This window comes from Pseudomonas sp. MWU12-3088 (assembly GCF_023242405.1).
Lineage (GTDB): Bacteria > Pseudomonadota > Gammaproteobacteria > Pseudomonadales > Pseudomonadaceae > Aquipseudomonas > Aquipseudomonas kribbensis.
Window position 1 is genome coordinate 250,322 of record NZ_JALJEA010000006.1, and the last position, 23,155, is coordinate 273,476.

At 61.9% G+C, this 23,155-nt stretch carries 18 protein-coding genes; 9 read left to right on the plus strand and 9 right to left on the minus strand.

The window, feature by feature from the left end:
• Nucleotides 1-92: 92 nt before the first annotated feature.
• From M5B98_RS16635 to M5B98_RS16645, 3 genes are all read right to left on the minus strand, one after another.
• On the minus strand, nt 93-4,562 hold the full coding sequence (locus M5B98_RS16635; RefSeq protein ID WP_248743298.1) for a hemagglutinin repeat-containing protein: 4,470 nt from the start codon (nt 4,560-4,562) through the stop codon (nt 93-95).
• 94 nt (nt 4,563-4,656) lie between these two features.
• Entirely contained in the window at nt 4,657-6,384 is a 1,728-nt protein-coding gene (locus M5B98_RS16640) for a ShlB/FhaC/HecB family hemolysin secretion/activation protein (protein ID WP_248743299.1), read from the minus strand.
• Between the two features lie 105 nt (nt 6,385-6,489).
• The gene (locus M5B98_RS16645; RefSeq protein WP_248743300.1) at nt 6,490-7,623 is read right to left on the minus strand and encodes an MFS transporter; all 1,134 of its coding nucleotides are present in this window, start codon (nt 7,621-7,623) and stop codon (nt 6,490-6,492) included.
• A gap of 97 nt (nt 7,624-7,720) precedes the next feature.
• On the opposite strand from M5B98_RS16645, the gene M5B98_RS16650 reads away from it, so the two are divergent.
• From M5B98_RS16650 to M5B98_RS16660, 3 genes are all read left to right on the plus strand, one after another.
• Nucleotides 7,721-8,485, plus strand: a complete 765-nt coding sequence (locus M5B98_RS16650; RefSeq protein ID WP_248743301.1) for an AraC family transcriptional regulator — start codon at nt 7,721-7,723, stop codon at nt 8,483-8,485.
• Nucleotides 8,486-8,581: 96 nt separating this feature from the next.
• Nucleotides 8,582-9,703 (plus strand): HlyD family secretion protein, encoded by a 1,122-nt coding sequence (locus M5B98_RS16655; RefSeq protein WP_248743302.1) that lies wholly within the window; start codon nt 8,582-8,584, stop codon nt 9,701-9,703.
• Nucleotides 9,700-11,292: a DHA2 family efflux MFS transporter permease subunit gene (locus M5B98_RS16660; RefSeq protein ID WP_248743303.1), complete on the plus strand. Its 1,593-nt coding sequence runs from the start codon at nt 9,700-9,702 to the stop codon at nt 11,290-11,292. Before M5B98_RS16655 ends, M5B98_RS16660 begins: the two co-directional genes overlap by 4 nt.
• 4 nt (nt 11,293-11,296) lie before the next feature.
• On the opposite strand, the gene M5B98_RS16665 is transcribed toward M5B98_RS16660, so the two are convergent.
• The gene (locus M5B98_RS16665; RefSeq protein WP_085712558.1) at nt 11,297-11,737 is read right to left on the minus strand and encodes a carboxymuconolactone decarboxylase family protein; all 441 of its coding nucleotides are present in this window, start codon (nt 11,735-11,737) and stop codon (nt 11,297-11,299) included.
• 229 nt (nt 11,738-11,966) lie between these two features.
• Here M5B98_RS16665 and M5B98_RS16670 point away from each other — a divergent pair, with 229 nt between their 5' ends.
• The 4 genes from M5B98_RS16670 to M5B98_RS16685 all read left to right on the plus strand — a co-directional run bounded on the left by M5B98_RS16670 (nt 11,967) and on the right by M5B98_RS16685 (nt 16,326).
• The gene (locus M5B98_RS16670) at nt 11,967-12,473 is read left to right on the plus strand and encodes a sigma-70 family RNA polymerase sigma factor (protein WP_248743304.1); all 507 of its coding nucleotides are present in this window, start codon (nt 11,967-11,969) and stop codon (nt 12,471-12,473) included.
• Nucleotides 12,473-13,432, plus strand: coding sequence for a FecR domain-containing protein (locus tag M5B98_RS16675; protein ID WP_248743305.1), 960 nt, complete (start codon nt 12,473-12,475; stop codon nt 13,430-13,432). Before M5B98_RS16670 ends, M5B98_RS16675 begins: the two co-directional genes overlap by 1 nt.
• Nucleotides 13,433-13,530: 98 nt before the next feature.
• A complete protein-coding gene (locus tag M5B98_RS16680) occupies nt 13,531-15,954 on the plus strand; it encodes a TonB-dependent receptor (protein ID WP_248743306.1) in 2,424 nt (807 codons plus the stop codon).
• A gap of 81 nt (nt 15,955-16,035) precedes the next feature.
• The gene (locus M5B98_RS16685; protein WP_248743307.1) at nt 16,036-16,326 is read left to right on the plus strand and encodes a hypothetical protein; all 291 of its coding nucleotides are present in this window, start codon (nt 16,036-16,038) and stop codon (nt 16,324-16,326) included.
• Between the two features lie 58 nt (nt 16,327-16,384).
• Here M5B98_RS16685 and M5B98_RS16690 read toward each other — a convergent pair whose 3' ends face one another.
• From M5B98_RS16690 to M5B98_RS16710, 5 genes are all read right to left on the minus strand, one after another.
• Entirely contained in the window at nt 16,385-17,956 is a 1,572-nt protein-coding gene (locus tag M5B98_RS16690) for a diguanylate cyclase (RefSeq protein WP_248743308.1), read from the minus strand.
• A 190-nt stretch (nt 17,957-18,146) separates the two neighbouring features.
• Complete coding sequence (locus tag M5B98_RS16695; RefSeq protein ID WP_170931632.1) at nt 18,147-18,662, minus strand: hypothetical protein; 516 nt, start codon at nt 18,660-18,662, stop codon at nt 18,147-18,149.
• On the minus strand, nt 18,662-19,390 hold the full coding sequence (locus M5B98_RS16700) for an alpha/beta hydrolase (protein ID WP_085712568.1): 729 nt from the start codon (nt 19,388-19,390) through the stop codon (nt 18,662-18,664). The genes M5B98_RS16695 and M5B98_RS16700 overlap by 1 nt, the downstream gene beginning before the upstream one ends.
• Before the next feature lie 3 nt (nt 19,391-19,393).
• Nucleotides 19,394-19,891 carry a PAAR domain-containing protein gene (locus M5B98_RS16705; RefSeq protein ID WP_248743309.1) on the minus strand — a complete coding sequence of 166 codons (498 nt, stop codon included), beginning with the start codon at nt 19,889-19,891 and terminating at the stop codon, nt 19,394-19,396.
• Nucleotides 19,892-20,029: 138 nt separating this feature from the next.
• Entirely contained in the window at nt 20,030-20,695 is a 666-nt protein-coding gene (locus M5B98_RS16710; RefSeq protein WP_248743310.1) for a ribonuclease T2, read from the minus strand.
• Nucleotides 20,696-20,865: 170 nt separating this feature from the next.
• Between M5B98_RS16710 and M5B98_RS16715 the strand changes: the two genes are divergently transcribed.
• Together M5B98_RS16715 and M5B98_RS16720 are read left to right on the plus strand one after the other, a co-directional pair.
• Nucleotides 20,866-21,348: a hypothetical protein gene (locus M5B98_RS16715; RefSeq protein WP_248743311.1), complete on the plus strand. Its 483-nt coding sequence runs from the start codon at nt 20,866-20,868 to the stop codon at nt 21,346-21,348.
• Between the two features lie 95 nt (nt 21,349-21,443).
• On the plus strand, nt 21,444-23,147 hold the full coding sequence (locus M5B98_RS16720) for a copper resistance system multicopper oxidase (protein ID WP_248743312.1): 1,704 nt from the start codon (nt 21,444-21,446) through the stop codon (nt 23,145-23,147).
• Nucleotides 23,148-23,155: the final 8 nt, after the last annotated feature.

Below are 23,155 nucleotides of genomic sequence, written 5' to 3' on the forward strand. Positions count from 1 at the left end.
ACGGGAAACGACAGTGGCTGCCGTTTTGAGAGAGGCGCACATCAGAAGCGGGAGCGAGCAGGCTCGCTCCCGCCGGTTTCACTGACGGTGAATCAACCTTTTTCGTCGATCCCTGCTTGCAGGGACTGACTGTCCAGATGACCGCTCAGGGTCACCGGGCCGACTTTCAGGTTGCCGTTTTCAAGGGACACCTTCGGTGCGTTTTCTTCGGTTTTGTGCGGCAGATCCAGGCCGGCTTTTACGCCGTAGTCGAGGTTGCTCAGATCGCTGCTGCTGACCTTCGAACCACCCAGATCGACCTTGCCTTCGGTGGCGGAAATCCGCGCGCCGGTCAGCTGGGTAGCGCCGCCGACGGTGAGATTCACACCCTGACCAGCGCTGATGCCGGACGCCTGTTTCACGCTGTCCTTGTGCGAGTATTCGCCGTCAGCTTTCAGCGTCGGCTTGTAGTCGGTACCGGCCAATTTGCCCTTGTCGTCTGCGGGGGTCTTCTTGGCAGTCAGGCCCAGATCCACATCGACCTTGGCGTGAGTGCTGGAGTCCTGACGGCTCTCGACCGACAGATCACCGGCCACATTGCCGCTGACATTGCGCGCATCGATCCGCGCACCGCTCAGGTTCGCATCACCTGCGCTGTTCAACACCACAGTGTCAGCCTTGATCTGGCTGTTCTGCTGGGTGGTGCCTTGCAGGTAATCCACGCCCACCTTGGCCCCGGCATTGAAGCCGTGATCACTGCTGACTTTCTCATCGGCGGCGGTCGGCGTGCTTTTGCTCAGATTGCCACCGGCGTTCAGCGCAACGTTCCAGTTGTTGCGGCTGTCGGTGGACTGCGCAGACTCCTGAACGAAACCGCCCTTCTGCGCGTCGATGCTGACGTTTGGCGCGCTGACCTGAGTGCCTTGCAGGCGCACCGAATCGCCGCTCAAGGCGATGCCGTTCTGGCTGTTGAGCTGGCCACCGCTGAGAGTCTGGGTGTTCTCGTTGACCCGACCGATGTTGAAGTTGCCGCTGAGATTGCCGCCCTGATCGCGGCTCTTCTCGCTGCTGGTCTTGCTGCCGCCGGCCTTCAGGCCGCCGCCGAGATTGCTGCCGGTGGCGACGTGCGAATCGGTGGCCGCTTGCAGATCGAGCTTGCCGTCGGCCTTCAGGTCGATAGCACCAGCGCTGTCGATCTTGGAGCCCTGCTGAACCTGATTGCCGCCGCTGCTCAATTGCACCGGGCCGTTGCCGCTGATACTGGCGACGTGGGCCTGGCTGTCGGTGGTCTGGTTGCCTTTGTGATCGAGCTGGAACCCGGCGCCCAGATCGACATTGGTGCCGTCGGTGCCCGGCAAGGTGCCGACGGTCAGCGAACCGTTGCCGCGTAGGCTGGAGCTGTCGCTGCTCTGACGGTCGTTGGCCTGATTCAGGGCCAGATCGCCGCCGGTCTTGACGCTGACACCGCCCTGCCCGCCGTCGAAACGGCTGCCTTCGAATTGTGCGTCGCGGGTGACATTGATGTTCACGCCCTGATTGCCAGCGTAACCGCCGACCACTGCCGTGGAGCTGTCTTTGCTCGACTGGCTGCTGCCACCCGCGCCGCTGCCGGCCACGTTCACGTCTTCACCGGTCTTGGTGTAGACACGCACATCGACCTTGGCATCCACCGCGTTGTCGGTGCTGCTGCGAGTGTTGTTCGCGGCATCGGCCACCAGTTTGTCGGCGCTGATGTTCACTTTGCCGGCGCTGGCGTTGTACTGCGTGCCCTGATCGTGCAGCGTGCCGCCGACCTTCACGTCCACGGTCTGGCCGTCGAACCGGCTGACCACGGCATTGCTGCTCTGCTCGGTTTTATCGGCGCTGGCATGACCGATTGCCACGTCGATGCCGACGTTCGGCTGACCGAGATTGGCCAGTGCGTCCTTGTCCGGTACCTTGCCGTCGAGCACGTCTTTCACCGCGCCGGCAATCGGCCGGGCGATGTCTTTGTACTCGACGTTGGCGCCGATGTCCGCCGACCAGTTGCTCTCGCTGTGGGTGCTGCTCTCGGTGTTGCTCGCGGCACGGTTGTCGACTTCGTTGGCGGCGACGTTCAGACCGTTGCCGGACTTCAGTTGCGCGCCTTCGGTGGCGAGTTTGTCCGCATTGATGTTGAGGCTGCCGCTGCTCTGCACGCCGGTGGTTTGCGCGGTGGTTTTGCCGGTGGTGTCTTGCGAGGTGCTGTGCGAGAAATCCACGCCGCTGCCGGCGCGGTCGAGGCCGCCGGTGTAGTAGAAACCGCCGCCGGTGCTGCGGGTTTCGGTCGAGGTGCTGTGGCTGTCCTGCTCGGCCAACAGCGAGACGTTCTTGCCGCTTAGCGTGGTGTCGCCAGCGGTGGATTTCACCTCGGCGCCCTTGAGCGTCACGTCGCCGCCCGCCTTCACTTGCACGCTGCCGCCGCTGAGGCTGGAGCCCTGCTGGGTGACGTCGTTGGCGGTGACGGTTTGCGCCTTGTCTTCATAATGCACGCCGGCGCGATACTGCTCCGCCGTCTGCTCCTTGGCGTAAGCGTCGAAGCCACGGGTCTGGGTGCTGTTGCTGCTGTCGTGGGTGTTCTGGGTGGAATGCACCTTCACATCACCCGCCGCATCCGCCGTCAGCGAACCGCCGGCCTTGACCGTGGAGCCGGCGACTTCGATGTCCTTGGCGCTTTTCAGCTTGAGGTTGCTGTCGGAAGCCAGCTCGCTGCGCACCGTGGTGCTGTCCTTGCTGTTCTGCCGGGACTCGTCCTTGGTGATGCCGAAGAACTTGCTGTCCTTGTCATGGTTGTTGCTGTGCGAGGTGTCCTGCACGCCGTCGATGGTCAGCGAACCGTTGTCGCTGATCACGCTGGCGTCCTTGGCGCCGCGCACCTGGCTGCCGCTGATACGCACGTCGTCAGCCTTGACCAGCAGCTTGCCGGCGGCGTTGATCTTGCTGCCCTGATGCTGGGTCTGGCCCTTGTCGGCGTCGCCGGTCTTGCCGAAGAAACCGCCGCCGACCAGATCACCGGAATAGCGGTTGTCGCTGCTGCGATTGGTGCGGGTCGCGGTGGTGATTTCCACCTGTTTGCCGGCCAGTTGCAGGTCACCGGCGCTGTCGATTTCGGCGCCTTCGGAGCGCAACAGCGCAGCGGTTTGCAGGGCGATGTTGCCGCCCTTCAACTGGCTGGTGACGCTGCGCTGCTCTTCGCTGCTGCTGTCCCAATCGGCTTTCCACAGGTGTTTGCGGTGCTTACCCTGATCGGTCTGGGTGTGACTTTCGGTGGCGGCGGTCAGGCGCAGGTCGCCGCCGCTTTGCACGCTGAGGTTGTTTTTCGCTTCGACCTTGGCGGCTTTCAGTTCGGTGTCTTTGCCGGACGACAGTTGCGCGTCGCGGCTGGCGATGATCTGGCTGCCGTGCTGGCGCGAATCGCTGTCGGTCTTGGTGCGTTCGTAGGTTTCCCAGGTGATGCCGATGGTGCTGTTGTTCCAGTTCTCGCGCTGCTCCTGGAGCTTGCGGCTTTCGACGGTGGTCAGGGTCAGGTTGCGCTTGGCATCGACTTTCACGTCACGACCGCTGACATCGGTGGCGGCCAAAGTCAGGTCCTTGCCGCTGTGCAGGCCGACGTCGCCCTGGCTGCTGCGAATGCCGGCGCGGGTCACGTCGAGGCTGTCCGGGATCGCCTGGCCGCTGACGCTCAGGTCGCCAGCCGAACGGATCTGTACACCGTCACGCCCGGCGACTTGCACCGCGCCGACCTTCACGCCCGCGCCTTCGGCGGTGCTGACGATGTTGATGCGCCCGGCCTGCATCGCGCCGAACAGGCTGGCGTCGATTCGCTGATCGGTGGTGTTGCCTGCCGGGTCCACGGCTTTCACCTGGCCGCTGGCGTAGTCGATCTGATTGCGCCCGACAGTGAGGTTCAGTTGATCACGTGCAGTGATCGCACCCTGGCTGTCGATGCGTGGTGCGATCAGGTTGATCGAGCCTTCGCCGTTGCGCAGGCCGCCGCCCTGAATCTGCAACTGGCCGGTGGCGTCGCGGGTGCTCAGGGCTTGCAGCTTGCCATCGTTCAGCTCGGGACGACCGACCACCAGATTGGCGTTCGGCGTGTTGATGAAACTGCCGCCATTCACCGAAATGCCGTTCGGGTTGGCGAGCACGTAGTCGGCGGCGCGACCGAAGATTTCCTGGGCGCCGTTGATGGCCGACGGGTTGCGGCTGATCACTTCGTTGAGGATCACGCTCGCGGCCTGGCCCTGCAATTGCGGGTTGGCCGCCAGTTGCCCGGCGAGCTGCGATTGTCCGGCCTGCAAGGCGTTGTTCAGCACCAGCCCCTGACGGTCGACGTTGTAGTCGAGGAACTGGTTATGCGACAGGCCCGAGCCGTTCGGCGCGACGATGTTGACGATCGGGACGCCGCCCTGGGTCTGCAATTGCGCGGTGCCGCCGGGGCCGGGTGCGACCACCACACCGCCGGCCATGGCGCCCGGCAGATGAGCGACCAGGAACAGGCTGGCGATGGCCCAGCGCAGTTTGCCCCGTGGGGAAAGATGAAACGCAAAGGTATTCATTGGCATAAAAAACTCTCCATGTAGTGCGGCATCACGTTGCGCGTTGAGTTGAAGGCCACGGCTGTCGCGCTCAGGTCCGATGGCTGTTGTTCACTGACGTTCATATCTGTAATCCGACCCGCATCAGCCAGGTTTCAGGCTCGCGGTGCAGGCCGGTCGGGGTGTTGAGGCTGCGTTGGTAATCGACATCCACCTGCAGGTTTTTCCAGCCCAGATTGAGGCCGATGCTGGCGCCGCTCAGGCGTTGAACCGGGGCGCCGTGATCGGCCTTGATCCAGCCGTGGTCGAGGCCGATACGCGGGGTGAGCTGCACCGGCAAATTGCTGCGCAGCGGCAGGCGCAAAGTGTTGCGCCAGATCGCACCGCTGGCGCCGGACGCGCTGCTGACCCGGTAACCGCGCACGGCGGAATCGTCGGTGCCGAGCAGTTGTTCGATGGCCGGCAGCGGATCCGGGCTGTATTGCACGTTCAGTTGGCTCTGCCATTGCCAGGCTTGCGTACCGAACTGGCCGTTGCGCCACTGGCTGAGTCCGGCGCGGTACTTGCGAAACTGTGCCTTGGGCAGGTTCCTGACCTGATGATCGGCATCGTCGTCAGCACCCAGCCAGCGCAGGCCCTGGGCATAGTTGAAGTCGAGGTTCCACACCGCACGGTCGAGCCAGAACAGATTGAGCCCGGCCTCGGCCACGGTCAGGGTCGGGCTCTGGATGCCGAGGCGAACGTTTTCCAGGTAGCTGTCGACATCCTTGTGCGCCAGTTGCAGGTTGGCACTGAGCTGATGGCTCTGGTCACGCCACAACACGCGGTCGGCGCGCAGGCTGAGCTGATCGGTGATGCCGGTGCTGTACAGGGTCGTGCCCGGCAGTTTGAACGGCGCGCGGTATTCGGCATGGCTGGCGAACGTGCTGAACGTCCAGTAACCATAAGGAATTGCGTAATAGAGGCTGGCGTTGCGGTTGTAGCGATCACCCCGATTTAGGGTGTCGCTGGCACTCACGCTCAACAGGTCGTTGAGTTCCAGCGGACTGTCGACGCTCAAGCTCAGCGTGTTGCGATCCCGCCCGGTGCTGGCGCTGCCGAGGTTGTCGAAACCGGCGCCGAGGGCCCAGCGCGACTGCCCGGAGGTACGCGAACGCAAGATGATTTTTGACGCGCCGGGCTGGCTGCCGGGGGCGATGTCGGCGGTCAGATCGAGGGAGCGCAGGCGGTTCAACTGATCCAGCCCCTGCTCCAGATCCCGCAGATTCAGCGGCTTGCCGAGCATGCCCGGGAATGCGCCACCGAGAGACACCGGCAGGCTCTGGTCGGCCAGTTCGATGGACTCGATGTAGCCTTCGTCGATCAGGATATCCAGCGACTGCCCCGCTGCCGGCGCACTGCTCAGATATGGCCGGCTGGCGATGTAGCCCTTCTCTACGTAGAGCGCGGTGATGGTCGCCAGCAGATGGTTGATCTGGCCGACGCCCATGCACGGCGCCAGCAGTGGCTGGATGCGGGCGTTGAGCTGGTTTTTGTCGATCAGCGTGACGCCGCCGATGCGGGTGCCGCTCAGGGGCCAGCAGCGTTCGTCGGGTTTGATCGAATCGGCAATGGCCGGGGTGGCAGGCGTCGGGCCGAACGCGCCGCGCTCCAGTTGCCGTTTGCGCTGTTCAAGTTGCAGTTGTTGCAGATCGCGCTGTTGCTGTTGCTGCTGGCGCAGCACTTCCTGGCCTGGATTCGACAGTTCGGCGGCAAGAACGCTGGGCGCGCACACACTCAACAACAAGGCCGACAACAGCGGACGAGGCAGATAACTACGACGAGAAACAGCGCGAATCGAATACGGCACTCAACATCCTTGCAATCAAATGGCTTAATGCCATCCCATCAATTGCAGTGATAGTCAGAGCCTTCCTACACAAATGCAAGACGCTTCCTACATCGCTTACATTTCTTAAACAAATGCGTTTTTAGCACGGATCGCCAGCGATAACGCCAGCAAGTTGCAGACCATCAGGGTTTCCCCGAGGGCCTGAGACCATGCGGCCAACATCAATCCCGCACCGATCAGCAGGTAATAAAACAGCCCCAGCAATGCACCGGCGGTACCCAAACGATCCGTGTAATTGCGCAAGGCTGCGCCGAGGATATTCGGAATTGCCATGCCGAACGCCAGTACCACCAGCAACATCGGCAATACGAACCAGACGTACGCTTCCAGCAGCCAAACGCCGATGCCACCGAGCAAACCGGTCAGCGCTGCCAGGCGAATCAACTGCAGTGGACGGCAACCGATTTGCAGCAATTTTTTGTTCAGCCATGCTCCAAACCCTGAGGCCAGCGCGAGCATCACGCCGCTGTAGCCGAACCACTCGCCGCTCAAACCGAGACGTTCGAACCGGAAAGGTCCGAGGCTGTAGTAGCTGAACAACGCAACGTTGAACGATGCGATCCACAGTGCCGAACGCCAGATACCGGGATCACGCAACATGTCGCCCATGGTTGCGAACAGGCCGACGGAGGTGAGTTGCGCTGGACGGGTTTCAGGCAAGGTGCGCCAACTCCAGATCCACAAGATCGATGCCAGCAGCAACAACGCAGCGAGCACGCCGCGATAGCCGAAGGCTTGAACCAGACTCGCCCCGCTGAACAGACCGATGGCCGGGCTGGCCGCCAGCGCCATGCCCACAAGAGAAAACACCTGGGCCAGTTCGGTCCCGCGAAAACGATCACGCAGTAAAGTCTGGGTCACCACCGAGCCAACAGCAGCGCCGAATGCCGCCAGTGCCTGGGCCATCAACAAACCGTTGAAACTGCGAACGCTCAAGCCCAATACGCAGGCAAGCGCATAAATCGCCAGACCGGCGAGCATCGAAGGCCGCCGGCCAATCCGGTCACACACCCGCCCCCACGTCACCACGCCAAAAGCAAACGCGAGGAAGTACACCGACAATGTCTGCGCCGCCACTTGCGGAGCAACATCGAACGCACGGCCGATATCCCCGAGCGCCGGGCTGAACAATGTCTGGGCGATCTGCGGAAACATCAGCAGTGCAATCGCCAACATCAAAAACGTTCTATGGCTCATCACCCTGACTCCTCAACAAAAACGCCGAGGAGTTTAAAAAGCCGTGGCTGGCGTATTATCCGAACCCTGACAATTTATCGTTAAAATCGGACAACCCATGGCCTGGCTCGAAGCCCACGACCGTTTTGACCCGGATCGCTTCCCGGCGCCGGTAGTCGGCATTGCTTCCACCCTTGGCGATCACGACTCCGGCCTGCATCGGCATCAGCGCGGGCAATTGCTCTACACCCGACAGGGCTGCACCCGCATCACCCTGGCGCAGCAGTTGTGCCTGCTGCCGCCATCGCGGGCGGCGTGGATTCCCGGTGGCATCACGCATCGGGCGGTGATGCAGCAAAGCGTCGACTATCGCTCCATCTACCTGACACCCGAGTTATGCCGCGAGCTGCCGCAACAAGTTTGCGTGATCGAGGTCAGCCCGCTGCTGCGCGCGGTGCTGGAACCGATGGCGATTGCTGATTTCGACACCGATTGGCAGCAGGGCAAATTCGTCCATCTGCTGGGGCTGTGCCTGAGTGAAATTCGCGAAGCGGCGCAGCAACCGATGCTGTTGCCCCTGCCGCAGGACAAACGCCTGGCGCCTCTGCTGGCTCGCCCCGAGCAACTGCCGCCGGAGCTGCAAGTGCTGGAGCAACAGATCGGCGCCAGCAGCCGCACCATTGGCCGGATCTTCCAGCGAGAAACCGGCATGAGCTATCAACAATGGCGCCAGCAGTGGCGACTGATGCGTGCCATGGAATTGCTCGCCACCGGGCGCAACCTCGGCTATTGCGCGTTTGAACTGGGCTTCGCCAGCGACAGCGCATTCATTGCGTTCTTCAAATCCATGACTGGCAGCACACCCGGCGCCTGGCTCAGATAGGCAACTGACGACTGGCGATAAAAATCAATTGCCACAAAATATTACTCGCGTCATATTACAGCCGTAATAACACCCTCGCTTCGCAGGTATTACGCCATGACCAGCATGCCCACCGTTGAACCCGACCTCGCCGTTCCGGTCAGCGCTCCCAAACCTCCCCTGCTCAAACGCCTGCTGTTGCCCACTGCGGGGCTGGCTGCGCTGGTACTCGCCGGGCTGTATGCCGTGCATTGGTGGGGCGCCGGACGCTTTCTCGAAGAAACCGACGATGCCTACATCGGCGGCGACGTCACGGTTATCGGGCCGAAAGTCGCCGGTTACATCGAAGAGGTGCTGGTCAGCGACAACCAGTCAGTGAAGGCCGGCGACGTGTTGATCCGCCTCGACGCCCGGGACTACCGCGCCAATCTGGCCAAGGCCGAAGGTGCGGTCGCCGCTGAAGAAGCACTGCTGGCCAACCTCGATGTCACCGAACAATTGCAGCAAGCAGTGATCGGTCAGGCCCGCGCCGGCATCGATGCCGCCGGCGCCGAAACCGCCCGCTCACGGGACGACAACGCACGCTACAAACGTCTGGTCACTACCAATGCAGTCTCGGTGGAAGCCGCGCAACGGGCCGACGCCACCTTCAAGACCGCCCAAGCCTTGAGCGCCAAGGCCCAGGCCGAATTGCTCGCTGCGCAACGCCAACTCTCGGTGATCGAAACCCAGAAACAACAGGCCCGCGCCGCCCTCCAGCAAGCCCGGGCCGAGCGAGATCTGGCGCAACTCAACCTCGGTTACACCGAACTGCGCGCCCCGGTCGACGGCGTGATCGGCAACCGTCGCGCGCGGGTCGGCGCTTATGCCCAGGCCGGTTCGCAACAGTTGTCGGTGGTGCCGGCCAGCGGTCTGTGGGTCGATGCCAACTTCAAGGAAGACCAGTTGGCGCGGATGAAACCCGGCCAGCGCGTGAGCATCCGTGCCGACGTGTTGTCCGGTCAGGAATTCCATGGCCGCCTCGACAGCCTCGCCCCGGCCACCGGTTCTCAGTTCAGCGTGCTGCCGCCGGAAAACGCCACCGGCAACTTCACCAAGATCGTCCAGCGGGTGCCGGTGCGGATCCTGCTCGACCCCGCCGACAGCGTGCTCGGTCATCTGCGTCCGGGCCTGTCGGTGACGGCCGAAGTCGACACCCGCGCCCAGCCTGAAACCACCGCCGTGGCCAGCGCGCCATGAGCCGCGCCCTCGCCGTCCCTGCGCAGCCGTTCAATGCCGCCGAGATGGCGACGGCGACCAAAGTGTTCGCCTTCGCCACCCTGTGCATCGGCATGTTCATCGCGCTGCTGGACATCCAGATCGTCTCGGCGTCGCTGCGGGATATCGGCGGCGGACTGTCCGCCGGCACCGATGAAACGGCCTGGGTGCAGACCAGTTACCTGATCGCCGAAATCATCGTGATCCCACTGTCGGGCTGGCTGTCGCGGGTGTTCTCCACGCGCTGGTTGTTCTGCGCTTCAGCGGTCGGTTTCACCCTTGCAAGCCTGTTGTGCGGCGCGGCCTGGAACATCCAGAGCATGATTGCCTTTCGGGCGCTGCAAGGGTTTCTCGGCGGCTCGATGATTCCGTTGGTGTTCACCACGGCATTCTTTTTCTTCACCGGCAAACAACGGGTGATTGCTGCCGCGACCATCGGCGCCGTGGCGTCGCTGGCGCCGACATTGGGCCCGGTCATCGGTGGCTGGATCACCGACATTTCGTCCTGGCACTGGCTGTTCTACATCAATCTGGTACCGGGGATTTTCGTTGCCGTGGCGGTGCCAATGCTGGTGAAGATCGACCAGCCGGAACTGTCGCTGCTCAAGGGCGCGGATTATCTGAGCATGGTGTTTCTGGCGCTGTTTCTCGGTTGCCTGGAATACACCCTCGAAGAAGGCCCGCGCTGGAACTGGTTCAGCGACCAGACAATTCTGACCACCGCGTGGATCAGCGCCCTGGCCGGCGTGGCGTTCGTCGGCCGCACGCTGCACGTGGCCAATCCGATCGTCGACCTGCGCGCCCTCAAGGATCGCAATTTCGCCCTCGGCTGCTTCTTTTCCTTCGTCACCGGCATTGGCCTGTTCGCGACGATTTACCTGACGCCGCTGTTTCTCGGCCGGGTGCGCGGTTACGGGGCGCTGGACATTGGGCTGGCGGTTTTTTCCACCGGGGTGTTCCAGATCATGGCGATTCCGCTGTACGCCTTTCTGGCCAACCGACTCGACCTGCGCTGGATCATGATGGCGGGCCTGGCGTTGTTCGCCTTGTCGATGTGGGAATTCAGTCCGATCACCCACGATTGGGGTGCCGGGCAGTTGATGCTGCCGCAAGCCCTGCGCGGGATTGCCCAGCAACTGGCGGTGCCGCCGGCGGTGACGTTGACCCTTGGCGGTCTGGCCCCGGCGCGATTGAAGCACGCCTCGGGCCTGTTCAACCTGATGCGCAACCTGGGCGGTGCAATCGGGATTGCCGCGTGCGCGACCATTCTCAACGACCGCACCAACCTGCACTTCACCCGGTTGGCCGAGCATCTGAACAGCAGCAACGAAGCCTTGAACCAGTGGCTGGCCCAGGTCGGCGGCAACTTCGCCGCACTGGGTCAGAGCGGTGACGTCGGTATCACCGCCGGCCTGCATCAGTTATGGCTGCTGACCTACCGCGAGGCGCAGACCCAGACCTACGGCGATACGTTCCTGATGATCATGGTGTGCTTCGTGATCGCCACGGCGATGGTGCCCTTGATGCGCAAGGTGCAACCACCGGCCGCGCCGAGTGCCGATGCACATTGACCGATCAGGCTTGCGGGGTTTTACGGAAGCCCACGGCCAGACGGTTCCAGCTGTTGATGGTGCTGATCGCCACGGTCAGGTCGACCATTTCTTTTGGCGAGAACTGGGCAGCGACGGCTTCGTAATCTTCATCCGGAGCGTGGGTCAGGCTCAACTGGGTCAGGGACTCGGTCCACAGCAGCGCGGCGCGTTCGCGGTCGGTAAAGAACGGCGCTTCACGCCAGGCCGTCACGGCGAACAGCCGGCGTGGGGTTTCGCCGCCCTTGATCGCGTCAGCGGTGTGCATGTCGATGCAGAACGCACAGCCGTTGATTTGCGAAGCGCGCAGTTTCACCAGTTCGATCAGGGTCTTTTCCAGCGGCAGTTTCGAAACGGCGGTTTCCAGGGCGATCATCGCTTTCAGGGCATCTGGGGAAGCGGTGTAGAAATCGGCACGAGGTTTCATGGTGGTTCTCCGGGGCGAGTGAATGTGTGGCTACGTTAGTCCCGGGGCCGGGCCAAACAAATAGCCAATCTCCCGGAAGACGGGTAGGCCACTCCTTTCTGGCGCCAGAAAAGAAAGTGCAACAGGGCAATTGCCAGCGCTCGTTCCGCGCCACTAGAATGCGATCCATTCTTAATTGCACTCTAATTGCAGCCAGGCATCGGATGCCCGCAACGAGTATCTGCCGCCCATGTCGTCTTTCGATCCGCCACTGAATCAGCAAGTCCAGACGCTCTACAGCGAACACCACGGGTGGCTGCAGGGCTGGTTGCAGCGCAAGCTGGGCAATCGCTGCGATGCGGCCGACCTGGCGCACGATACGTTTTTGCGCCTGCTCAGCCGTCAGGTGGTCAAACCGCTGGGCAGCGAACCCCGGGCGCTGCTGACGCACATCGCCAAAGGTCTGGTGATCGACCGCTGGCGGCGCCAGGACATCGAGCGCGCCTACCTGGAAACCATCGCCAGCCTGCCCGCCGCCGAGGTGCCGTCGCCGGAAACCCGCTACCTGATTCTCGAAACCCTGTGGCGCATCGAAGCCTTGCTGCGCGAGTTGCCGGCGCAGACCCGCGACACCTTCCTGCTGTCGCAGATCGAAGGCCTGACCTACGCGCAGATCGCCACACGCCTGAATGTTTCGCTGATTACCGTCAAACGCCACATGCGCGCCGCGTTCATTGCCTGCCTGAGTGTCACCTGATGAGTTCGTCGATGATCAATCCGCAGATTCTTGGTGAAGCCGCCGACTGGCTGGTGCAGTTGCATTCGGGCACCGCTTCGCCGTCCGATCATCAGGCCATCGCCCAATGGCGCAGCCGCAGCGCCGAACACGCGATCGCCTGGCAACGGGCCGAAGCCCTGCTCGGTGATTTGCGCAGCGTGCCGGCCAATGTAGCAATCCAGACCTTGCAACGGGCATCGCGCAAGGAAGGCCTCAGCCGTCGCCAGACCCTCACCCGCCTCGGCCTGCTGTTGATGGCCGGGCCGCTGGGCATGGCCTCGCAACATGTGCCGTGGCAGCAATGGACCGCCGACCAGCGCACCGCCGTCGGCGAGCAGAAGAACCTGCAACTGCCGGACGGCACCCAACTGCTGCTCAACACCGACAGCGCCGTGAACATCGCTTACAGCCCGGTCGAGCGCCGGGTACTGCTGCTCAACGGCGAGGTGCTGATCAATACCGCCAGCGATGCTGCCGCCCGCCCGTTCATTGTCGAAACCCCGCAAGGCCTCGCCCGCGCGCTCGGCACGCGGTTCTGCGTGCGCACCGAGGGTTCGCGCAGCCTGGTGTCGGTGCTGGAGGGCCAGGTGCAAATCACCCCGGAATTGCTCAAGCAAAACGCGATCATCAAGACCGGCGAACGCCAGCGCTTCAAGCTGAACGGCTTCGACAGCGCCGAAACCTTCGACACCGCCAGCCTGGTCTGGGACAAGGGCATGCTGCTGGCCAGCAACATGCGTCTGGACGAATTGCTTGGCGAGTTGAGCCGCTATCGTCGGGGCGTCTTGCGCTGTCATCCGGACGTCGCGGCGATGCGCGTGTCCGGCGCGTTTTCCCTGCGCGACACTGACGCCAGCCTGCGTCTGCTCAGCGACACCCTGCCGCTGAACATCAACAGCCTGACCCGTTACTGGCTGTCGGTGGAGCCCCGCGTCTGAGCCATCGGAAAATAATTTCAATGTTCACTGATACCTTTTCGCGCCTCGTCCGGTGAGTGGATAGACCTTTAATTCCACGCGCCCGACAGGATCGCCGAATGACCGCATTGCCCACGACCCGCCCCGCCATTTTTCCATTCAAGGCCCTGAGCCTGGCCCTGGCTTTCGGCGCACTGTTGCCGACTGTCGGCCACGCAACCGACAGCATCAGCGAAAGTGCCAGCCAGAACGTCAACATCGGCCCGGGCCTGCTCAGCCATGTGCTGGCGCAGTTTGCGGTCAGCGTCGGCGTGCCGCTGTCGTTCGACCCGGCGCAACTGGGCAACCGTCAGAGTCCGGGCCTGCAAGGCAGTTACACCGCGCAAAGCGGTTTTGCCCGCCTGCTGGACGGCAGCGGTTTCGAACTGATCAGCACCGGTGACAACGGCTACACCGTGGCGCCGAAAGTCGCGGCGGACGGCGCACTGGAACTGGGCGCCACCACCGTCAGCGCCCTGCACGACAGCAGCGATGATACCTACGGCGGCGAACAGGTCGCCCGTCGCGCGCAGGTCGGCATGCTCGGCAATCAGGCAGTCAACGACCTGCCCTTCAGCGTCACCAGTTACACCGCCAAGACCATGGCCGATCAGCAAGCGCAAACCATCGGCGATGTGTTGCTCAACGATGCCTCGGTGCGCCAGTCCAACGGCTTCGGCAACTTCTCGCAGATGTTCATGATCCGCGGCCTGCCGCTGGCCTCCGATGACATTTCCTATAACGGCCTGTATGGCGTGCTGCCCCGGCAGATCATCGCCACCGAAGCACTGGATCGCGTCGAGCTGTTCAAGGGCCCGAATGCCTTCGTCAACGGCGTGACCCCGAGCGGCAGTGGTATTGGCGGCGGGATCAACCTGCAACCGAAACGCGCCATGGATACCCCGACCCGCAGCATCACCCTCGACTACAGCGCCGACGGCCGGGTCGGCACGCATCTGGACCTCGGCCAGCGTTTTGGCGAGGACAACCGCTTCGGTGCCCGGGTCAACCTGATGCAGCGCGAGGGCGACACCGCGGTCGATCAAGAAGACCAGCGCTCGTCGCTGTTCAGCGTCGGCCTCGACTATCGCGGCGAGCGCCTGCGGGTCTCGACCGACTTCGGCTATCAGAAGCAGGTGATCAATCAGGGCCGCTCGGTGATCTACGTCGACTCAAGCCTGAGCAAAGCCCCCAAGGTGCCGCACGCCAACGCCAGCTACGCCCAGAGCTGGAGCTACTCGCAGCTCGAGGACACCTTCGGCATGGCCCGCGCCGAATACGACCTCAACGATAACTGGACCGCCTACGTGTCCGGTGGCGCCAAGCACACCCGGGAAAACGGCGTGTACTCGTCGCTGACCGTCACCGACCTCAACGGCAACGCCCGTGGCGGCATGCTCTATCCGCCCCACGACGAGGACAACCAAAGTGCAATGGCCGGCCTCAACGGTCACTTCGACACCGGCCCCGTCAGCCATCAGTTGAACTTCGGCTGGGCGGGCATCTGGGGCGAGCAGCGCTCGGCGTTCGAAACCATCGGCAACGCCTCGCGCTACTCCACCAATCTGTACAACGTCACCGACAAACCGCGCCCGCCGGCCACCTCGTTCGCCGGTGACATCAATGATCCGCGCGTCGTCGGCAAGAACACCCTGCGCAGCGAAGCGATTTCCGACACCCTCGGTTTCCTCGACGACCGCGTGCTGCTGACCCTTGGTCTGCGCCGCCAGCAAATGAAGGTCGATGGCTGGGCCACGGCCACCGGGGCGCGCACCTCGAGTTACGACGAATCGATCACCACTCCGGTCTACGGCCTGGTGATCAAGCCCTGGGAACACGTGTCGTTCTACGCCAACCGCATCGAAGGCCTGGCCAAGGGCCCGACGCCGCCGACCAGCGCGATCAACCGCGACGAAACCTTCGCCCCGGTGCGCAGCAAACAGGTCGAGGCCGGCGTGCGGCTGGACATGGGCAGCTATGGCGCCAGCCTCGGCGTCTACCGCATCGAGCAACCGTCGAGCTACACCCAGGATGGAATCTTCCGAGTCGACGGCCAGCAGACCAACAAAGGCGTGGAACTCAATGTCTACGGTGAACCCGTCGACGGCCTGCGCCTGCTCAGCGGCGCGACCGTGATGAAGACCGAACTCGACGGCAGCAGCAACGGCGTCAACGACGGCAACCGCGCCATCGGCGTGCCGCGCTTCCAGTTCAACATCGGTGCCGACTGGGACATTCCGGGACTCGAAGGCGCAGCCCTCAGCGCCCGCATGTTGCGCACCGGCGGCCAGTACCTGAACGCGGCCAACACCCAGAGCATCCCGTCGTGGAACCGCTTCGACCTCGGCTCGCGCTACGCCTTCAAACTCGATGAAAAGCAGATCACCCTGCGCGCCAACCTGGAAAACGTCGCCAACGAAGCCTATTGGGCCTCGGCCAATGGCGGCTATCTGACCCAGGGCGCACCGCGCACGTTGAAGGTTTCGGCCACCGTGGATTTCTGAGTACCACTGGTCACCCGGTCGGCACCAAGCGGTGCGCGCTTCAGACCAATATCAGGTAAATCCCCTCTCTGGAGACGTACCATGAAGAAGCGCACATTGACCTCGATGCTGCTGGCCGGTTTGTTGGCCACAGCGTCCGCCGCCAGTTTTGCCGCCAATGACGGTGCCAGCACGTCGGGCACCCAGTCCGGCGCCAACGGCGGGACGGGCATGCCGCCGGACAACACCACTAAACGACCTAACGACGGCCCATCCGACGGGATGAAAACAGGTACCGGAACCAACGGCAGCGGCTCAGGCTCGGGCGCCGGTGGTGGAACGGGCGCAGCAGGTGGCGGAACGGGTGGTTCCGGAGCCGGGACCGGCGGCTGAACGAACAAGAGCAGGCCATGGTGAACGCATCATGGCCTGTGTCTGAACCCTTTTTCCGTCAGCGATCCGAACGCATCAACTCACCAATGCCGCCGTCCATGGACAACACTGCCGCACGGTTACGACCTGCGTTCTTGGCCTGATACAGCGCCGCATCGGCACGCTGGATGAACAGTTCCGGGCTGTCGTTGCCCAGCGGAATGAACGAATAACAGCCCAGACTCACGGTGAGGTAACCGGTGGGCGAGCCGCTGTGGGTGATGTGTTTGTCCATGACGCTGCGGCGGATCTGCCCGGCAATCGCCAGCGCGCCGTTGATGTCAGTGTCCGGCAACAGCACCGCAAACTCTTCGCCCCCGTAGCGCACCGCCAGATCGGATTTGCGCTGGCAGCAGTTTTTCACCACCAGAGCGACCTGGGTCAGGCAATGGTCGCCGGCCACATGGCCGTAGGCATCGTTGTAGCGTTTGAAGAAGTCGATATCGAGCATGATCAGGCTGACCGGGCTCGACTGCCGGGCGCCCCGGGCGAACTCAATCTCCAGCGACTGCTCGAACAGGCGCCGGTTGGCCAGCCCGGTCAGGCTGTCGTGCGTGGCAATCAGCTCCAGCGCCCGCTGGGCCTTGATCAGGTTTTTCTCGATCCGCTCACCGTCGCGCACCTGATGAATGAACACCCAGCCAAACAGCCCCACGCCGAGCATCACCAGCGCCACGATCACGCTGGACTGAAAGGCGCGGTCATGCCAGCCCTTGAGAATCGTGTCCCGGGATGAAGAGGCAGACACCACCAGCGGATAACTGTCGAGCTGCCGATAGCCATAAAGGCGCGTGACCCCGTCGACCACCGAATCGATCATTGCCGTGCCGGCCGAGGCGTTGGGGAGCAACGTCTGATAGATCTCGCCCTTGGCCAGCGAGGTGCCGATCAAGGACTCGTCGAACGGCCGGCGCGCAAGCAAAGTGCCGTTGGTCAGGCCGAGGAACATGGTGCCGTTGTCATCGAGGCTGAAGCTTTTGAAGAACTTGTCGAAGTACGACATCTTGATGCCGGCCATCAGCACGCCCTGAAAATTGCCGGAGTGGTCGTTCACTCGTTTGGAAATCGGGATGATCCACTCGCCGTTTTCGCGACTGCGAATCGCCGGGCCGATGTGCGCCACGGACGACACGTTCTGCTGGTGATATTTGAAGTACTCGCGATCGGCCACGCCGTTGCCACGGGGCAGATCAGGGAATGAGGTAATCACCCACTGCCCTTCGCGATCGAACAGGAACATGCCGTGCAACTGCTCCAACTGCTGCACCCGGCGTGCGAAGGTTCTCTGCAAACGCGGTTTCTGCGCCGCGCCATAACCGTCTTCCTGAATCCAGTCGACCAGGCTGGTCATCACCAGATCGGCCGCCAGAAAAGTGTCTTCAGCCTGCTGCGCCATCGCCCGGGTCAGGTTGGCCGACGCCATCTGCGCATTCGCCAGATCCTGCCGGCGCGACTGTTCGATCTGCAGATACAGCAAACCGGACAGGCACAGACACACGGCAACGATGAACAGCACCGCCGCCTTGCGCAGGGGCAAACGCTTGAGAGTGCCGCCGGGGGCCTGATGCGGATCGTGAATGGGGATAGGCAAAAGCGTGTCCTGGGCAGGTACGACAGGGGCAAAGGCCCGAAACCCTTGTTTTTTGTGAGCGTAGCCCACCGGATAGTACGGGGCAACCAAGTGCCACCGAGACAATCCCGACCCCGTTGATATCGGCGCGCAGTGGAAATGGATGACCTGCGCGGCGATTTATTTTTCAGGCCCCACGACTCAAGCCGGTTCAGGGCTTGTTGACTTCGCGCAGCAGGTCTGCGACCGGGAGGTTCATGGTGTTTGAGTAGTAGGGTTTGTAGCCGTAAGCGGTGACGACGACTTTGCAGGGGATTTGTTGTTTGCCGGAGAGGAGTTGGTTGATTTCTGCCACTGACAAGTATCTTTCCGAGCTTCGGTCGCTAGAGGTCTCGGAAATGAAAGCATGGGTCAGATAAGAGTATCCCGCTGGGGCTCCGTCTCTTTTATCGGGCGATATCAGGCCAAACGCTGAAAACCGAATCGCTTTACCAACCGAGAAATCCTGATCTTCAGCCAAGGCACAATGAAGCATGCCTGAAGCCATTCCTACCCTTTCTCCCCGGCCAAAAAGATCCAAGACATCAACATTCGACTGATATCTGATTACATATAAAGACCTGTCTCTCTCAACTGAGACATAGCTCAAGTTCGCTGGAGGCCATGCATGGTCTTTTGCACAACCCGAACAGATCACGATAAGCAGGCAAACGAACAATCTAAACATCAGGAAAATTCCTCCATGATCGAGTCAAACAGCAGATCACCAGCAGATTTGTTTCCCGCAATACGTGCGGTAAACAGACCCAAAGCGTTTGCATGATTGGTATCCACATTCACGTTCAGTGACGGGCCACAAGTGATAAGCCATTTCTCGCCAAAGTCGGCGACACCATCTGAAGAGTCTCTTTTGCTGGGCGTAGCCTTGATGTTCACCCAATTGGCCGCAACCGGGTCAGGACGATCAAAATAAATATCTGAGCCCAACCAGACCAAAGCGCCCTCTCCCACAGGATCAAGGGTAACCAGCATCTGAACCCGGTATCCCCATTCAGACATGATCTTTGTCAGGTGCGCGCCATTCCAGCCACCGAGGCTGTGACCAACGATATATACGGGGCAGCTCTTGTAAGGGATCAGGCCCAGAACATACCGTTGAATATCTTTCTTTCCTTTGACTTGGTTGTACCCCAGCCAATCCGATTTATATTTCCCCTCCGTTGCCAAATCCTGAACGCGCTCATCGAAGTACTTACGTGCTTCTTGAATGTTTCCATATGGCCCTGAAAAATAGTAACTCTCCTTATCCCCAGCACCTCCCACAAACACAACAACCGCCTTGGTACTCTCCACCGGCACAGCCTTAACACTGACATCCTTCTTGTCCGTCAGCGTATGTTCCTTGTGCAGCTTGTAATTGTTGCCTTTCTCGCACGTAACCGTTTCCGCACACATGCCTCATTCCTCCAGAAACAGTTTGATGGATTCCGGAAGATGCGAACTGATCGTGTGGGTAAAGCCTGCGGAGTCAGACACGCCGTGCTCCATCCGACCGTCCGCACGCTGGATCATGTACGGATGATTCGACATCGGTTCACCGGTGGTGTCGTTCACCAGCTGCAATTTGTCGGTGAAGTGCACCGGCATTGGCAGCAGGCCGCTGAAGGGCGCGTTCGTCACGGTATCGCCAATGATGACCGTGCCGGATCCACCAATGACCACATTTCCGTGACCACCGGTGCTGTCCAGGGTGGCGGCGTTCAGACCATTGATGAAAACCGTCGAGGCAACGCCACCGGTAATCGGGCTGCCGCACGCCGACTTGTCCGTCATTCGTGCAGCGGGCAGCCCGTCGAAATTCACGTTAGGCGAACCACTGACAATCGGGTTGGTGCCATGTCCCGGTAATGGGCAGGCCGTCGGGTCGGTCACTCGGGCAGCGGGTTTTCCGCTCATGAAAAAGCTCCTTGCAGTATCGCGTCATCATCCGTGGGGCGCGCAGCATGAACAAAGTCGCGACGCTGATCAAATCTGCACGCAAAAAAAACAGGCGCCTGAAAAGGCGCCTGTTTTTGTGAGGGGTTACCGCTCAGGTCAGCGCGACGGTGGGACCCTAATATCCCCCGCCCGGCACTGGGTTTTCACGCCTTTGCCGCACGCACCGAATTGCAGATCCTTGCCCATGCACACCCGTACTTCCGAGAGTTCCGGGCCGCTGCAGATGACGGCGATGCCGTCGGCCGGGATGCCTGGATTGCTCTTGCGGAACAGGTCGGCGATTTCCTGTGCTTCGAAGTAATAAGAGTTGCTGAACGGTTGCAGCTCTTGCGGGATTGTCACCGCCGCCACGGCTTTGTCCGCTTCGTCGAAGTAGCCCATTGCGCCGAGACCACTGCAGGTGCCGTGTTTGCTCCATTCGTGATCGAGGAGTTTTTTCGTCGGGAACAATGTCATGCCCTTGGCTGTTTCAGCGGCCGAGAGCGTGGTCACTGGCGGGCAGGATTCCGGCCAGCCACCCTTGGCGTATTGCGGCCACAGGCCGTGCAGGACAAAACCGTAGCCCTTGCCGGTGCATTGCGGGTCATCTTTGTGGGTGAGGCAGAACGTCGGCGACCAGGACAGCGTCAGCAGGTAGTAATCGAACACCCCCGCCACCGACTCCGTCGGCGCCTTGCTGGCATGTGACTGGCGTGCCGAACTCAGGCCGATGCTACCGACCGTCAGCGCAATCAGCGCCATAATTGTAAAAAGCTTTTTCATGTTCCCGTTCCTTGGGACGCGTGCGTCCGTGGTTTTTGTGGTCTGACCGTCAAATGGTCAAGGGCTGATTGAGTCATGCCAGTGTTGCAAGCGCATGACGCAAGGCAAAGCTGTACTACGTTGAAAGGTCTACGATTAATAAGCAGACACCAAAAACAGGGATCCCCGAAATGAGTAAAGCAGACGAACTCGCCGCGAAGCTCAAGCAAACCCGGCACACTCACGCGGACGACATCACCTGCGCCGAACTGGAAATCGATTGCTGGCCGGCGGTGGTCTACGACCTGTATCACCGCATCGAGGGCTGGTTGCAACCGGTCACCGAGGTAGGACTGAAGATTCGGCGAAATCCTACCCATGTTTGCGAAAGTTCACCGGACGGCGAGCCCCACGACTACGCCATCGACCAGTTGATCATCGAAGCCAACCACCACAGCCTGACGTTCGATCCCATTGCGCGATTCACCGAAGACGGTGCCGGGCGCGTGCAGATCAACCTTCCGGGAAGGGAAACATCGCTGCTGCGCACGGTCGACGAACACGGCGAGAGTCATTGGTGGTTGCAGACCATCGAGACCGGTCAACAACTGGATGCGATTGCGCTGACGGAAAACAACCTGTTGCTGGTGGTCCAGGAAGGACTCGGATTGTAGGTTGAACCTGACGCAACTGTAATCCGCGCCTCAGCCAACAGAAAGCTGCCGCTGGTTAGCCTCCCCGTCATTGGTCAAACGGGGACTTCCAGCGCATGCTTTCCAACACCTCAAGACGCACCTTCGTCAAAGGCCTGGCCGCCGGCGGTCTGCTCGGCGGCCTTGGCCTGTGGCGCACGCCAGTGTGGGCACTCAACAGCCCCGATCAACTCAACGAACTGACCGGCACCGATTTCGAGCTGTTCATCGGCGAAACCCCGGTCAACTTCACCGGCCAGTCGCGTACCGCGATGACCATCAACGGCGGCGTCCCCGGTCCCCTGCTGCGCTGGCGCGAAGGCGACACCGTGACGCTGCGGGTGCGCAACCGGCTCAAGGCCGACACCTCGATCCACTGGCACGGCATTCTGCTGCCGGCCAACATGGACGGCGTGCCGGGCCTGAGCTTCAAGGGCATTGAGCCCGGTGGCGTGTACGTCTATCAATTCAAGGTTCGCCAGCACGGCACCTACTGGTATCACAGCCATTCCGGATTGCAGGAACAGGCCGGCGTCTACGGGCCGCTGGTGATCGACGCCCGGGAGCCGGAGCCGTTCCAGTACAACCGCGAGCACGTGGTGATGCTCAGCGACTGGACCGACGAAGACCCGGCCAGCCTGATGAAGACCCTGAAAAAGCAGTCCGACTACTACAACTACCACAAGCGCACCGTCGGCGATTTCATCCAGGACGTCGGCGAAAAAGGCTGGGGCGCCACCATTGCCGACCGCACGATGTGGGCGCAGATGAAGATGAATCCCACCGACATCGCCGATGTCAGCGGCGCCACGTACACCTTCCTGATGAACGGCCACGCACCCGATTCCAACTGGACCGGCCTGTTTCGCCCCGGTGAAAAGCTGCGTCTGCGGCTGATCAACGGCTCGGCCATGACCTACTTCGACGTGCGCATCCCAGGGTTGAAAATGACCGTGGTCGCCGCCGATGGCCTGCACGTCAAACCGGTGACCGTCGATGAGCTGCGCATCGCCGTGGCGGAAACCTATGACGTGATCGTCGAGCCCGCCGCCGACGCCTACACCCTGTTCGCCCAGGCCATGGACCGTACCGGCTACGCCCGCGGCACCCTCGCCACCCGCGCCGGTTTGTCGGCCCCGGTGCCGGCGCTGGACCCGCGCCCGCTGGTGACCATGGACGACATGGGCATGGGCGGCATGGATCATGGCTCGATGGACATGAGCGGCATGGATCACGCCAGCATGAACATGGGCCCGATGCAGTCGCACCCCGACAGCGAAAAGGACAACCCATTGGTGGACATGCAAGCCATGACCACCGCCGCGAAACTCGACGACCCCGGCCTCGGCCTGCGCAACAACGGGCGCCGCGTGCTGACCTACGCCGACCTGCACAGCACCTTCGAAGACCCAGACGGCCGCGACCCGGGCCGCACGATAGAACTGCACCTCACCGGCCACATGGAGAAATTCGCCTGGTCGTTCAACGGCATCAAGTTCTCCGACGCCGAGCCCCTGCGTTTGAGGTACGGCGAGCGCATCCGCCTGGTGCTGGTCAACGACACGATGATGACCCACCCCATCCACCTGCACGGGATGTGGAGCGATCTGGAAGACGAAAACGGCGAATTCCAGGTACGCAAACACACCATCGACATGCCCCCCGGCACCCGCCGCAGCTATCGCGTGACCGCCGATGCGCTGGGCCGTTGGGCCTTTCACTGTCACCTGCTTTATCACATGGAAATGGGCATGTTCCGTGAAGTGCGGGTGGAAGAATGAGGACGCCG